Raw genomic sequence first — 13,951 nt, 5'->3', positions numbered from 1 at the left:
GGATCCTCTTGTCGTGGGCGGTTCAGGCTTCGGGGTCGAACTGGCGCAGCCAGTCGACCAGGGGCAGGCGGTAGCGGGTCAGTCCCTTGTAGTCGGCGATGGGGTCGGGCAGGTCGCGGAGCACACGGTGCAGGCGCCTGGCCCAGGCAGGCTGGGTGACCAGTTCGTCCATGCTGATCAGGTAGGTACGAATGCTGAACATCAGCGCGTTGGAGCGAGGCAGGCGCACCATCAACTGCAGCTCGACCCGCAGGTGCACCAAACGGCCGACGTTCTCTGGTGTGACACTGCCGCGGTCGCTGCCCCATTCGTGGAAGGTTTCGGGCGAGGTGTCCAGGCGCGGATTGATGGTCATGGTCCAGTTCAGTCGGCGCACGGGCTGGCCCACCTGAATGTTCAGCAGGTACTTCAGGGCGCGGTCGAATACGCCCATCTGGTGCGCCATGGGCACCGGCGAATGCCACTGCTTGAAGCTCATGCCGGCGTCGAAGGCCAGGGACCAGTCGGCAGGTCCGGTGACCATCCCGGCGTCCATGAACAGGTCGCCATCGCGCTGGTCGAGCAGGGCGAAATCCCCCTGCACCTGACGAGTGATGTAGTCCAGCGGCTCACACGGCAGGCTGTTCGCATCGCCGTAGGTAAACGACTGGTCGATGCCCAGGGCGAGGTTGCGCCAGTGCCAGCTGTCGCCATCGCGGTCAAGCTGGAAGTGCTGCGGATAGTCACGGGCCAGGTGTTCCATCAGCACGCTGAGGGCGTCCCAGGCGGCCGGCTGCATGTGCGGCATGACCAGGCAGCGTTGCGGGTCCCGTTCCAGTACACGGTTGCGCTCGGCCATTTCCGATCGGTAGTGCTCATCGATGTCGAAGCAGTGCTCGTACACAGAACCGGGGTCTCGGGAAGTCGCCGGTTCCAGGTTCACCGAGTACATGTACTGGTCTTCCGGGAAGGGGAAGGGGAAGCGCTGGATCGCTTCGGCGCTGTTGCGGAAGCTGAAATCCTCTCGGTAGCTTTCCACCGGTTTGAAGGTCAGGCTCATGTCGTTGCGTCTCCTGAAAAGTGGGGCCTAAAGGTCGAGCAGGATCGGGCTGCCGCAGCCGCGCGAGACGCAGGGCATCAGGCTGTCGGCGCGCTCGTTGAGGGCGAGGTAGTGGTCGCGGTGTTCCACGTCACCTTTCAGGTAGCGCGTCTGGCACTGGCCGCAGACGCCGCCACGGCACAGGTTGGGAATCTCCACGCCCGCTGCCTCCAGGGCCTCCAGCAGACTCTGCTCGGCGCTGATCTCCAGTTGGCGGCCGCTGCGGGCCAGCTCGACGCTGAACGGCCGGCCCGGTTCTGGCGCGGCGAAGGCTTCCCACTGCACTCGGGCGTCGCTCCAGCCCAGGGCGGTGGCCTGTTCGCGCAGGGACAGCAGCAGCGATTGCGGACCGCAGGCGTAGACATGGCTGCCCAGCGGCCGGTCGCGCAGCAGTTGGCTCAGATCGAGTCGGCGCGCGGGGCTGTCATAGCGGTGCAGGCGGTCGCCCAGCAAGTTGCGCAGGTACTCGACATAGGCGTCGGTCAGACCGGTGCGATAGGCGTAATGCAATTCGAAGTGGGCGCCCCGACGCAGCAGCTCCGTGCAGTAGGCGAGGAAGGGGGTAATGCCGATGCCCGCTGCGACCAGGATGTGCAGGTGTGCCTCGCTGTGGATCGGGAACAGGTTGGCGGGTGCCGACAGTCGAACACGGTCGCCGACCTGCAGCTGTTCATGGATATAGCGGGAGCCGCCACGCGAGGCCTCCTGGTGCCGCACCGCGATGCGGTACTGGCGGGTGTCGGCCGGGTCGCCCAGCAGCGAATAGGCATTGCGCTGGCCGTTCGGCAACTGCAACTGGACGTGGCTGCCTGCGGAGAAGCCCGGCAAGGGAGCGTCCAGCGATTCGAAGGTGAGCTCGCGGATGACTGGGGTAAGGGCGCGCGTGGCGGCAACGCGGACATCAAGGCCGGCACTCATGGGCGCACCTGCGCATAGGGGCGGTCGGCGTCGGCGCAGACTCCAAGGTAGGCCCCCAGACGTCGCGAGAAGTGGCGACGCACTTCCAGCACGACACCGCAGTGGGCGCATGTCAGTCGATCATCGACGGTACCGGGCTGGATGCTCGCGCAATGCACGCAGTACACCGCGCGCTGCCCGTCGTCGCAGCCATCCAGCACGATCTCTTCCGCCTGCAGGCCCGCATCCCTGGCCAGGGCGTACAGCGGCCAGATGAAGGCTTCATCGCCCTGCAGGTAGAGCCGCAGGCCCACATGGGCGCCGCGCAATTGCTCTAGCACGGCGTGGTGCAGGCCGGCGAGATCGGCGTAAGTGGCCAGGGCCAGGTGGGTGAATTGCGCCGGCGAATCGCTCAGGGCGGCGTACAGGTCCGCCCGTGCAGCATGACTGGCGCCCTGGCTGACCAGCAGGTGATGGATCGCCTGTTTGCACGGCTGGCTGCTGGGGTAACGCGGCACGCTATAGGGTGGCTCGGGGGCTTCTGCGTTCATGGTGGTCCTCTTGCTGGCTGGCATCGGAGGAAGTCCAACGCCGCTGGCTTGCCCCGGATTGAAGCGACCAGGCCTTGCCTTGGTGCGTCGCCATGGGCGGCATTGCGGTGCCGGTCGGGCTGTTTCCTCGTGGGGAAGATAATTTCTCTATGCGAATCAATGCTCAATCCGCATGAGGTGATATGCACAAAGGGGTAGTGGGTAGGAGAGGCATGGAAGTTGCTGTCCTGCAGGGTCTGCTGACCCACAGGGCAAGAGCGCCGGAGGAGGAGGAGAACGATGCACAACGCCAGCCTGTTATTGCCCGCCGAGCGACCGCAGTTCGCTGTGCCACTGACGCCCTCGCCGGGCGAATTGACCGAGCGTGAAGGCCAGACCCTGGAGCTGATTGCCTCAGGGCTGAGCAACAAGCAGATTGCCCGCGAACTGGGCATCAGCGATGGGACCGTGAAGATTTACGTGCGTAACTTGTTGCGCAAATTCCACTTGAACTCGCGCCTGGAACTCGCCACTTGGGTCTATCGCAGCGGCAATGCCCTGCGGCCCGCATTGACAGGGGCATCCATGCGGGTTGCCGCCTGGTCCGGTGAGGTATCAGCAGCCCCGAAACAGGCTGCGCTTTCGTCGAGAGTGACTGGCTTGCTCGACGAACTTCCCGGGTTGATTTACCGGGGCGATAACGATCGCACCTGGTCCATGGAGTTCGTCAGTGCCGGCTGCCTGCAACTCACCGGCTATCCGTCCGAGTACCTGACCACCAATCGCGAACACAGCTATGGATCGCTGATTCTCGCCGAGTACGCCGAGTACATCTGGTATTGCGTGCAATGTGCGCTGCTCACGCACGAGCCCTTCCAGCTGAGCTATCGCATCCGGTGCGCCGACGGGCAGATCAAGGATGTCTGGGAGAAGGGGATTGGCATCTACTCCGATTCAGGAGCGGTGCAGGGCGTCGAAGGGGCGATATTCGAGGTGCGGGGGTAGCCCCTCTCCATACGGGAGAGGGGCTCTAGCCGGGAATACGGGCGGGGTCAGGACGACAGTTCCCGCTCAACTCCCACTGCCACTCTGCGCTTCATCAGCCCGAAGTAGGTCATGGCCGGCACCAGCAGGCCGACGACCCAGGCCAGGTCGATGCCATCCAGGGCATTGGCGATGGGGCCGACGTAGAGGGTGGTGTTCATGAACGGAACTTCCAGCAGGATGGCCAGCACGAAACTGCCGCAAGCCACCAGGTTGACCCGACCGTAGCGGCCGTCCATGTCGAAGATGTCGGGTACGCAGTAGTCGCCCTTTCTCAGGCAGTAGTAATCCACCAGGTTGATGGCGGTCCAGGGGATGAGGAAGTAGCTCATGAAGAAGATGAAGTTGAGGAAGAAGGCGATGAAGTCCTCCTGGCTGATGGTGCACAGGGCGGTAGCGATGACGCTGATCAATAGCATGAACAGCCCCCTGACCATGGGCGTCACGCGTAGACGCGCGAAGGGCTCGATTACCGTGACCGTGGACATGAAGGCGCCATAGAGGTTGAACACGTTGATCGCCACCTGGCCGTAGACGATGAACACGAACAGCAGCACCGCGCCAGGTCCGAAGAGCGCTGCCAGGTGGCTACCGACGTTGTCGGAGAAGCCGCTGATGGCGACGCCGAGCACGGCGCCAAGGATCATCATCCAGGCGCCGCCTGCCACGGTGCCGGCGTAGCTGAACCAGAACACCCGGGACATGGGTGTTGAACTCGGCAGGTAGCGCGAGTAGTCCGCCACATAGGGCGCGTAGGAGAGCTGCCAGGTCACGGCGATGCTCACTGCCACCAGGAACTTCGACAGCGAGAATCCGGCCGGCGACCACTGCTCCGCAGGGATCGGAAGGCCCAGGGCGAGCCCCGTGGCGACCAGGAACACCAGGATGGAGAGGATCGACAGAACCTTTTGCAAACGATGGATAAGTCGGTAGCCGTAGAGCGCCACCACGAAGCACAGCGCACCGATCAGGTAGATGTTGCCGTCGCCGCCCAGGGGGCTGACCGATTCGATGGCCTGGGCAGCCAGCAAGGTGTTGCTGACGAAGAAGCCCAGGTAGATGAGCATGACGAACAGCAGTGGCAGCACTGCGCCAATCACGCCGAACTGTGCACGGCTCTGAATCATCTGCGGGATGCCCAGCTTGGGGCCCTGGGCCGAGTGGGAGGCCATGAAGATGGCGCCGATCAGCGAGCCGAGGACGATCGCCACGGCGCTCCAGAACAGGTTCAGGCCGATGACCACCGGCAGCACCCCGGAGGCGATGGTGGTGATGTTCATGTTGGCGCCGAACCAGATGTAGAACAGCGAGCCGGGTTTGCCGTGGCGCTCGCTTTCGGGGATGAAATCGATGCTTCTTTTCTCGACGTTCATGGCGTTCACTCCTGCGGCTGAAGGCTGGATTGCAGGCGGGCGATGGCCTGGGGAAGCGTGTCGGGCCGGTGGGCGAAGAGGTCCGGGGATGCTGGTTTGCAAGAGCTGAAGTCATCTCCACGCAAGGCGCGCAGAAACTGCTCGCAGTTGAACAGTTCGATGGAGTAGACCCAGTTGGTCATGATCAGCAGTGCAGAGTAATGCGCCGCGCTGGTGGTCGAGGTGCAGGCGTCGGCGATGAGGTCGACCCGATAGCCGAGGGCGAAGGCGTCGAGCACCGTGGACAGCACGCAGGCGTCGGTGAGCACGCCGGAAACCATCAGGCGGCTGACGCCGAGGCGCTTCAGTTGTGCATCCAGTTCGGTGCGATGAAAGGCGCTGTAGCGTGGTTTGTCGATGACGGGATCGCCGGGCTGGGGTGCCAAGCGCGGGAGGATTTCCACCTGGCGGGTGCCGGCACAATAGCTGGCGGGACGCCCCAGAGCGTCCAGTGGCTCGCCGGGCGGAAGGTCCGAGGCGTCTGCATTGTTGATATGTCGCGTGTAGATGATGGGGATGCTGGCAGCTCGTGCGGCATCGATCAGCTTGGCGCAGTTGTCGATCACGGCCTCAAAGTCCTGCAGGTGGAATCCATCCTCCTGCTGCATGTCGATGATCAGGTAGGCGATATCGTTTCTCATGGGCAACTCTTGTTCTTGTGCAGAAAATGCCGACAGCCCACCCCCGGCACCGTGGTTCACGGATGCCAGGGCCGGGAGCTCGATGGGTCGAGCCGGCTGTCAGGTGTGTTCAGCGGGGGAGTTGCTCAGGAAACTATTGCCCAGAAGCCGTTCTGCTTGGCGGCGACGGCGGGACGCAGACGTTTCAGGTGAACGTGCGAAGGGGTCCACTTGCCCCGCAGGTAAGCCATTGCGGCTCCAGGCAGTGGTTGGGCGTTGCAGGTGATCAGGCCTTCGTTCATGGGGCTGTCGACCATTTTCATGGGAGGCGTGGCCGGATCGCCCGATCCGGCCACGTGAAGCGATGACTCAGTTGAACGCCGGCACTACGTGCTTGATGAAGAGCTCCAGCGACTTCTTCTTCTCGGCATGGGACAGGCTGTTGTCGGCCCAGAAGCTGAACTCGTCCACGCCCAGTTCCTGGTAGTGGCGAATGCGCGCGATGACTTCTTCGGGGGTGCCGATCATGGTGTTCTTGCGGATGTTCTCCAGTTCGAACTCCGGACGGTCCTTGAACTTCTCTTCCGGGCTCGGTTGAAGGATGCCGTTGACCGGGACTTCCTTGTTGCCGAACCAGGCATCGAAGGTACGGTAGAAGCGTGAGATGGCGGCGGCACCGACCTTCCAGCCTTCGGTATCTTCAGGACTGTGGACATGGGTGTGGCGCAGCACCATCAGTTGCGGGCGCGGCACGTCTGGATTGTTGGCCAGGGCGTTTTCGAACTTGTTCTTCAGGTCAACCACTTCTTCGTCGCCCTTCATCAGCGGGGTGACCATCACGTTGCATCCATTGGCCACGGCGAAGTTGTGGGAGTCCGGGTCGCGGGCGGCGATCCAGATCGGCGGATGCGGCTGCTGGATCGGACGCGGCGACGAGGTGGAGGTGGGGAACTTCCAGATCTCGCCTTCGTGGGCGTAGTCGCCCTGCCACAGGGCCTTGACCACCGGGACCATCTCCCGCAGGTGCTGGCCGCCACCGGTGGCCGGCATGCCGCCTGCCATGCGGTCGAATTCGTACTGGTACGCGCCACGGGCCAGGCCCACTTCCATGCGGCCATTGCTGATCACGTCGAGCAGGGCGCATTCGCCGGCTACGCGGATGGGGTGCCAGAAGGGCGCGATGATGGTACCGGCGCCTAGGCGAATGGTGCTCGTGCGGGCTGCGAGGTAGGAGAGCAGCGGCATGGGGCTTGGCGAGATGGTGTACTCCATGGCGTGGTGCTCGCCGATCCATACGGTGCTGAAGCCGCCGGCTTCGGCCATCAAAGTCAGCTCGGTGAGATCTTCGAAGAGCTGACGGTGGCTGATCTGCTCGTCGTAACGCTCCATATGCACGAACAAAGAAAATTTCATGATGCTTTCCTCGAACCTGTGTCTGTTCGGCCCTGGACTGGCCGGCTGCGGTGAAGCGTGCACTGCGCTCCTGTTTCGTTGATTCCGCTGCGTCAGTAGGACGCCTCAAGCAAGGCGGAGCGGATCGCTGAATATTGGTATACCATAATACGGAGTATCTGCAAGATCTTTCTCCCGGATCCCGCAGGGCTGCCGGGTGGATCAGGCAAATGCGGGCAGGGCGCCCATCTTGCCGCGGCAATAGATCATCGGTGCGACGGTCTGTTCGGGCACGATCAGGTTCTTTACCGCTCCCACGAGGATGGCGTGGTCGCCACCTTCGTATTCACGCCACAGCTCGCACTCGATGATGGCAGTGGCGTTGCTGAGGAGCGGGTTGCCCAGTTCGCTCAGGGTCCATTCAATGCCTTGCGCCTTGTCCTTGCCCTTCTTGGCGAAGGCATAAGCTTCATCGCGCTGGTCGGCCGAAAGCAGGTGGATGGCGAAGCGCTTGCTCTTGATCAGAACCGGGTAGGAGTCGGAGCTGTAGTTGGGGCAGAAGAGCACCAGGGCCGGGTCCATGGACAGGGAGCTGAAGGCGCTGGCGGTCAGCCCGACGATCTGGCCGTCGTCATCCAGGGTGGTGATCACGGTGACGCCGGAGGGGAAGGAGCCCATGACTTGTTTGTAGGCATTGGTGTCGATCATTTCGGGTACCTATCGGGTGCAATGGCTGCGACCGGCAGCGCTAATGTGTCTGATGGTATACCGTAATATTGTCAATGCAAGCACTATTTTCCAGGACTCGTCAGCATGCCGACGAACGTCGACTTGTACCCTGAAAGCCTTTATTTACAGGGCTTCAAGGAACTTTGAGTGGTTCTTTGAGCAGCCGTTCTTGCCTCCACTCAGGGCTTGGCGGGTCAGTAAAAGCCTTGTCTGATTTTTGGAATACCATAATATGGTGCCCCGTTATCGACCGCCGGCACCAGTATGGTCAACCCACGGCCCGGTAGTCAGGCCCTGAGTGGCACTTCCTACAAAGACAATAAGCAAGGCAATACGATGTCCGAGACTTCCCAGCACACACCGTTGATCGAGAACCATACCGTCGATTACGTACCGCCTGCCGAACGCCATGGCAAGGCACGCGACCTCTTCACGCTCTGGTTCAGCACCAATATCGCCCCGCTGCCGATCGTCACGGGTGCCATGGTGGTCCAGGTCTTCCACCTTGACCTGCTCTGGGGCCTGCTGGCGATTGTCCTGGGCCATATGATCGGCGGCGTCTTCATCGCCCTGGCTTCGGCCCAGGGCCCGCAGATGGGCATTCCGCAGATGGTCCAGAGCCGCGGCCAGTTTGGCCGTTACGGCGCGCTGTTGATCGTATTCTTCGCGGCGATCATCTATGTCGGCTTCTTCATCTCCAACATTGTCCTGGCGGGTGAGTCGATCCACGGCATCGCCCCTTCGGTGCCGATGCCGGCCGCGATCATCATTGGTGCCATCAGTGCGACCGCCATCGGCGTGATCGGCTACCGCTTCATCCACTCCCTCAACCGCGTCGGCACCTGGGTGATGGGCGGCGCACTGCTGGCCGGATTCGGCTACATCTTCTGCAATGAGTTGCCGGCGGACTTCTTCAGTCGCGGGAACTTCAACCTGTCCGGCTGGCTGGCCACGATCTGCCTGGGGATCATCTGGCAGATAAGCTTCTCGCCCTATGTATCCGACTACTCGCGTTACTTGCCGGCCAACGTCGGTATCGCCCGACCTTTCCTGGCCACCTACGCCGGCGCCTGCCTGGGCACCATCCTTTCCTTCAGCTTCGGAGCCGTAGCCGTGCTGGCCACCCCGGAAGGTACCGAAGCGATGGCGGCCGTCAAACAGGCAACCGGTGTGCTTGGCCCTCTGCTGATGCTGTTGTTCCTGCTCAATATCATCAGCCACAACGCGCTCAACCTTTACGGCGCTGTGTTGTCCATCGTCACCTCGATCCAGACCTTCGCCGGAAACTGGACGCCCAGCGTGCGCGTGCGGGTCATCCTGTCGGCGCTGGTGCTGGGTGGCAGCTGCCTGATGGCGCTGAGCGCCTCGGCGAACTTCATTTCTCACTTCATCGGCCTGATCCTGGCACTGCTGCTGGTACTGGTGCCCTGGGCCTCGATCAATCTGATCGACTTCTACCTGATCAAGCGTGGCCGCTACGACATCACCTCGATCTTCCAGGCCGATGGTGGAATCTACGGGCGCTTCAATGCTCACGCGATCACCGCATATTTCATTGGCATTCTGGTGCAGCTGCCGTTCGCCAATACCGCGATTTATATTGGGCCCTACGCCAACTACGTCGAAGGTGTGGATCTGTCCTGGCTGGTGGGGTTGCTGGTGACCTGCCCGCTGTATTACTGCCTGGCGACCCGCAGCAAGGAGCCGGTCGGGGTGCTGCACATGGCAGATTGACTGAAACCGATCCGCGCAGGATTTCCTGTGCCTTCGCCCCGTCCTGCGATGCAGGCGGGGCTTTTTCTTGCCTACGATTCAGGGCTTCATCCGACCCGAAAAGTCGTGCTTTCGCCAGCAAGCTGGCTCCTACGGGCGTTGCCCTTCGATCGCGGGATGATCGGTTGCGCGAACCCAGGCGGCTGAGGCCACGTCGATGTAGGAGCGAGCTTGCTCGCGAATGTGAGTCGTGCTTTCGCCAGCAAGCTGGCTCCTACGGGCGTTGCCCTTCGATCGTGGGATGATCGGTTGCGCGAACCCAGGCGGCTGAGGCCATGTCGATGTAGGCGCGAGCTTGCTCGCGAATGTGAGCCGTGCTTTCGCCAGCAAGCTGGCTCCTGCGGGGGGAGGGGTAGCCCGGCGGTCGACGGACATGGCAAAAAGAAACCCCCAGCCCTCGGGACGAAGGGCAGGGGGCTGTAAAGGAAGATCAGTTCTCAGTGCGCGCCAGCGGCTTTGCTCAGGTCGCTCTCATTCCACTCGCTGTAGACGCAGGCATCGGCCGCTGCCCAGCGCACGCGCACCGGCGCGCCAGGTTGCAGGGGCTGGGTGGCGCCGGACAGCTCCTTCAGCGTCAGATGGGTTCCGCTGGCGGTGACCACACTGCAGGTCAGGCTTTCGCCGAGGAACACAGTCTCCGCAACCTTGGCCTGGATCTCGTTCCAGCCGGCCGCCAGCGGCGATAGTGAAGCCTGGTCTGGGGTCAGTACCTGGGCTTTTTCCGGACGTACCATCAGCACCAGGTCTTGGCCATCTTGCAGGCCAGCGGTGGGACGGATGGCCAGGGCTTGGCCCTCGAAGGTCGCCGCGGCATTGCCCTGGGCCTTGACCTTGAGGAAGTTGGAGTTGCCAAGGAAGGAAGCGACGAAGGCATTTGGTGGATTCTGGTACAGGTCATAACCGCTGCCCAGGCCGACGATCTTGCCGTGGCTGAAGATGGCGATGCGCTGGGACAGCCGCATGGCTTCTTCCTGGTCATGGGTCACGTAGACGATGGTGATGCCGAGGCGGCGATGCAGGTGGCGCAGTTCATCCTGCAGGTCTTCGCGCAGCTTCTTGTCCAGGGCGCCCAGGGGTTCGTCCATCAGCAGGATGCGTGGCTCGTACACCAGGGCCCGGGCGATGGCGACGCGCTGTTGTTGACCGCCGGACAGCTGGGCCGGGCGGCGGTGGGCGAACTGCTCCAGCTGCACCAGCTTGAGCATGGCTTCGACCCGGCGCTCGCGCTCGCCGGCAGCCTGCTTGCGGATGGCCAGCGGGAAGCCGATGTTGTCGCGCACATTGAGATGGGGGAACAGCGAATAGCGCTGGAACACCATGCCGATGCCGCGCTTGTGCGACGGCACGTTCACCAGGGATTTGCCGTCGACGAGGATTTCCCCGGAGCTGGGCGTCTCGAACCCGGCCAGCATCGACAGGGTGGTGCTCTTGCCGGAGCCGCTGGAGCCGAGGAAGGTGAGGAATTCACCGTCCTGGATGTCCAGGTTGATGTTGTCCACGGCGGCAAAGTCGCCGTAGTGCTTGTTCAGGTTGCGCAGGCTGACCAGGGTCTTTTGTTCGCGGGTGTCTTGGATTACGGCACTCATTTCATATACCTCGGCGCTCAGGCGCTGACTTCGTTGCGCCGGCGCAGGGCGACGGCGATCACCATGACAAGGACGGACAGGCCGATAAGCAGCGTCGAGGCGACGGCGATTACCGGGGTCAGGTCCTGGCGCAGGGTGGTCCACATTTTCACGGGCAGGGTCTGCAGGGTAGGGCTGGCCATCATCACGCTCAGCACCACTTCATCCCAGGAGACCAGGAAGGCGAACAGTGCGCCGGACATCATGCCGGGGCGGATGCCGGGGAAGGTCACCTTGAACACCGCCTGCAGCCGCGAGGCGCCACAGATCACCGCGGCATCCTCGATGGACTGATCGAACAGCTTCAGCGAGTTGATGATCGAGATGATGGTAAAGGGCAGGGCTACGATCACGTGACTGACCACGAAGGAGAACAGCGTGCCGGTGTAGCCAAGCTTGAGGAACAGGGCATACACGGCGACCGCGATGATCACCAGCGGCACGATCATCGGCAGGGTGAACAACGCGTAGAGCATCTCACGGCCGGGGAACTTGCCACGCACCAGGGCGAAGGCGGTGGGCAGGCCCAGCGCGACGGAGCACACCGTGGTGAGCAGCGCTACCTTGAGGCTGGTGAAGGCCGATTCCATCCACTCCGCATTGGAGAAGAACTGCCCGTACCACTTCAGCGTCCAGCCCGGTGGCGGGAATACCAGCCACTGGGAGGAGCCGAACGACAGCAGCACGATGAAAATGATCGGCAGCAGCAGGAAGGCCGCAATCGCCCCCGTGGTGAGGTAGAGGCCGATGCGCAGGCGCGGGCCCATGGCATTGGGTGACAGCAGCATGGCGGCTTACCTCGCAGTGCTCGAAGCCACCGGGGATTCCGGTTGCAGCTTCAGGTAGAAGTAGAACAGCACCAGGGTGATCGCGATCAGCAGTGCTGCCGCAGCGCTGGCCAGGCCCCAGTTGAGGAAGGACTGCACCTGCTGGACGATGAACTCCGGCAGCATCATGTTCTGCGCGCCGCCCAGCAGCGCCGGGGTGACGTAGTAGCCGAGCGACATGACGAAGACCATCAGGCCACCGGAGAACAGCCCGGGCCGGCACAGCGGCAGGAACACCTTGAAAAAGTTGGTCCAGGGGCTGGCGCCGCAGATCGAGCCGGCCTGCAGCACCATGGGGTCGATGGCCGACATGGTGGCCTGCAGCGGCAATACGATGAACGGGATCATGATGTAGCTCATGCCGATCACCACGCCGGTGAGGTTGTGCACCATCTCCAGCGGCTGATCGATGATACCCATCGCCATCAGCGCCTTGTTGATCACCCCCGAGGCCTGCAGCAGCACCAGCCAGGAGTAGGTCCGCGCCAGTAGGCTGGTCCACATCGACAGCAGCACGATGTTCAGCAGCCAGCGGCCCCAGCCGCGCGGCACCAGGGTGATCACCCAGGCCAGGGGGAAGCCCAGCAGCAGGCTGATCAGGGTCACCAGGCCGCCGACGGCGAAGGTATTGAACAGCACGCGGGCATACGCCGAGTTGGCGAACAGCTGCTCGTAGTTGCCCAGGCCCGGTGTCGGCTCCAGCACGCCGCGCAGCAACAGGCCGATCAGCGGGGCGAGGAAGAACAGACCCAGGAACAGCAGGGCCGGGATCAGGTTGGGAGCGCCACGCCAGCGCAGCGCAGTTTGTTTGTCATGCTTCATCGGCACAGCCTTGGTGTCAGGGGTGCCGGTGGCGCGGGAAGCGCCTCCGGCAACCTTGGCTGATGAAGTGGGACGAAGGCTAGCCGCTTTCATTTGACCAGCCATTCGTTCCACCGGGCAGCGATGGCCGGACCGTTCTTGGCCCAGTACGCATAGTCGAGGGTGATCTGGTCCTTAGCGTAGGCGGTCGGCAGGTTGGGGGCGAGGTCGCCTTTGAGCTGACTGACGCTGTCGATGTTCACCGGGGCATAGGCAGTGAGGTTGGCGAAGTCGGCCTGGCCCTTGGCGCTGCTCGCGTTGGCCAGGAACTTCATGGCCGCTTCCTTGTTCTTCGCGCCCTTGGGAATGACCAGGAAGTCGGCCATGACCAGGTTCTGCTTCCAGCTCACGCCAACCGGCGCGCCGTCCTGTTGCAGGGCATAGATGCGGCCGTTCCAGAACTGGCCCAGGCTGGCTTCGCCGGAAGCGAGCAGTTGCTGGGACTGGGCGCCGCCGCCCCACCAGACGATGTCTTTCTTGATGGTGTCGAGTTTCTTGAAGGCCCGGTCCAGGTCCAGAGGATAAAGCTTGTCGGCGGGTACACCGTCGGCGAGCAGGGCCAGTTCCAGTACGCCGGGGCTCGGCCATTTGTAGAGAGCGCGCTTGCCCGGGTAGTTGGCCGTATCGAAGAGGGCGGTCCAGTCCTGAGGAGCCTTGCCGCCGAGCTTGCCCTGGTTGAAGCCGAGCACGAAGGAGAAGTAGAAGGAGCCGACACCATGGTCGGAAACGAAGCGCGGGTCGATCTTGTCGCGCTGGATGACCTTGAAGTCCAGCGGCTCGAGCAGGCCTTCGCTGGCGGCGCGCAGGGCGAAGTCGGCTTCGACGTCGACGATGTCCCACTGCACGTTGCCGCTTTCCACCATGGCCTTCAGCTTGCCGTAGTCGGTGGGACCGTCTTGAACCACGCGAATGCCGCTGGCCTCGCTGAACGGGTCAGCCCAGGCCTGCTTCTGCGCGTCCTGGGTGGTGCCGCCCCAGCTGACGAAGCTGAGGCTTTCAGCGGCGATGGCGGCGGTGCCGGTCGCGGTCAGGAATGCTGCGGCTAGAACCGCGGTTGCACATTTCTTAAACACCATCTTGCTTGCCCTCATTGTTGTGTTTGTACGCAAGCGGGCCTTGCTTGCCCGCTTATCTGGAGCAGTGGGCCCTCAGGAGGGCCATCA

14 protein-coding genes are annotated in these 13,951 nt (G+C 62.8%); 2 read left to right on the top strand and 12 right to left on the bottom strand.

The features are described from left to right. Positions 1-22: 22 nt before the first annotated feature. The 3 genes from J7302_RS16285 to J7302_RS16275 are packed head-to-tail and all read right to left on the bottom strand — an operon-like array spanning position 23 to position 2,526. The gene (locus J7302_RS16285; protein ID WP_215376963.1) at positions 23-1,039 is read right to left on the bottom strand and encodes a heme-dependent oxidative N-demethylase family protein; all 1,017 of its coding nucleotides are present in this window, start codon (positions 1,037-1,039) and stop codon (positions 23-25) included. Positions 1,040-1,066: 27 nt separating this feature from the next. Further along, positions 1,067-1,996: a PDR/VanB family oxidoreductase gene (locus J7302_RS16280; protein WP_215376960.1), complete on the bottom strand. Its 930-nt coding sequence runs from the start codon at positions 1,994-1,996 to the stop codon at positions 1,067-1,069. Continuing rightward, positions 1,993-2,526, bottom strand: coding sequence for a dimethylamine monooxygenase subunit DmmA family protein (locus tag J7302_RS16275; protein ID WP_215376957.1), 534 nt, complete (start codon positions 2,524-2,526; stop codon positions 1,993-1,995). Before J7302_RS16275 ends, J7302_RS16280 begins: the two co-directional genes overlap by 4 nt. A gap of 279 nt (positions 2,527-2,805) precedes the next feature. On the opposite strand from J7302_RS16275, the gene J7302_RS16270 reads away from it, so the two are divergent. Next, the gene (locus tag J7302_RS16270; RefSeq protein ID WP_215376954.1) at positions 2,806-3,510 is read left to right on the top strand and encodes a LuxR C-terminal-related transcriptional regulator; all 705 of its coding nucleotides are present in this window, start codon (positions 2,806-2,808) and stop codon (positions 3,508-3,510) included. Between the two features lie 47 nt (positions 3,511-3,557). Here J7302_RS16270 and J7302_RS16265 read toward each other — a convergent pair whose 3' ends face one another. The 5 genes from J7302_RS16265 to J7302_RS16245 all read right to left on the bottom strand — a co-directional run bounded on the left by J7302_RS16265 (position 3,558) and on the right by J7302_RS16245 (position 7,681). Continuing rightward, positions 3,558-4,922, bottom strand: a complete 1,365-nt coding sequence (locus J7302_RS16265; protein ID WP_215376951.1) for a purine-cytosine permease family protein — start codon at positions 4,920-4,922, stop codon at positions 3,558-3,560. A gap of 5 nt (positions 4,923-4,927) precedes the next feature. Continuing rightward, entirely contained in the window at positions 4,928-5,602 is a 675-nt protein-coding gene (locus J7302_RS16260) for a cysteine hydrolase family protein (RefSeq protein ID WP_215376948.1), read from the bottom strand. A gap of 125 nt (positions 5,603-5,727) precedes the next feature. Continuing rightward, a complete protein-coding gene (locus tag J7302_RS16255) occupies positions 5,728-5,904 on the bottom strand; it encodes a hypothetical protein (RefSeq protein WP_215377101.1) in 177 nt (58 codons plus the stop codon). Between the two features lie 46 nt (positions 5,905-5,950). Beyond that, positions 5,951-6,994 (bottom strand): LLM class flavin-dependent oxidoreductase, encoded by a 1,044-nt coding sequence (locus tag J7302_RS16250; RefSeq protein WP_215376944.1) that lies wholly within the window; start codon positions 6,992-6,994, stop codon positions 5,951-5,953. Positions 6,995-7,195: 201 nt separating this feature from the next. Then, positions 7,196-7,681: a flavin reductase family protein gene (locus J7302_RS16245; protein ID WP_215376941.1), complete on the bottom strand. Its 486-nt coding sequence runs from the start codon at positions 7,679-7,681 to the stop codon at positions 7,196-7,198. Between the two features lie 357 nt (positions 7,682-8,038). Between J7302_RS16245 and J7302_RS16240 the strand changes: the two genes are divergently transcribed. After that, entirely contained in the window at positions 8,039-9,436 is a 1,398-nt protein-coding gene (locus tag J7302_RS16240) for a purine-cytosine permease family protein (protein ID WP_215376938.1), read from the top strand. Between the two features lie 476 nt (positions 9,437-9,912). Here the strand turns inward: J7302_RS16240 and J7302_RS16235 are convergent, their stop codons facing one another. From J7302_RS16235 to J7302_RS16220, 4 genes are read right to left on the bottom strand one after another with little or no spacing between them, the layout of a single operon-like run. Further along, positions 9,913-11,061, bottom strand: a complete 1,149-nt coding sequence (locus J7302_RS16235) for an ABC transporter ATP-binding protein (RefSeq protein ID WP_215376935.1) — start codon at positions 11,059-11,061, stop codon at positions 9,913-9,915. A 17-nt stretch (positions 11,062-11,078) separates the two neighbouring features. Beyond that, positions 11,079-11,888, bottom strand: coding sequence for an ABC transporter permease (locus tag J7302_RS16230; RefSeq protein WP_215376931.1), 810 nt, complete (start codon positions 11,886-11,888; stop codon positions 11,079-11,081). A gap of 6 nt (positions 11,889-11,894) precedes the next feature. Beyond that, the gene (locus tag J7302_RS16225; protein ID WP_215376928.1) at positions 11,895-12,854 is read right to left on the bottom strand and encodes an ABC transporter permease; all 960 of its coding nucleotides are present in this window, start codon (positions 12,852-12,854) and stop codon (positions 11,895-11,897) included. Then, positions 12,839-13,864: a polyamine ABC transporter substrate-binding protein gene (locus J7302_RS16220; protein WP_215376925.1), complete on the bottom strand. Its 1,026-nt coding sequence runs from the start codon at positions 13,862-13,864 to the stop codon at positions 12,839-12,841. Before J7302_RS16220 ends, J7302_RS16225 begins: the two co-directional genes overlap by 16 nt. Positions 13,865-13,951 lie beyond the last annotated feature (87 nt).

The sequence above is a fragment of the Metapseudomonas boanensis genome (genome assembly GCF_018704125.1).
In the GTDB taxonomy this organism is placed as follows: domain Bacteria; phylum Pseudomonadota; class Gammaproteobacteria; order Pseudomonadales; family Pseudomonadaceae; genus Metapseudomonas; species Metapseudomonas boanensis.
The sequence above is the reverse complement of the archived record's forward strand: the minus strand, read 5'-3'. Positions and strand labels throughout refer to the sequence as shown.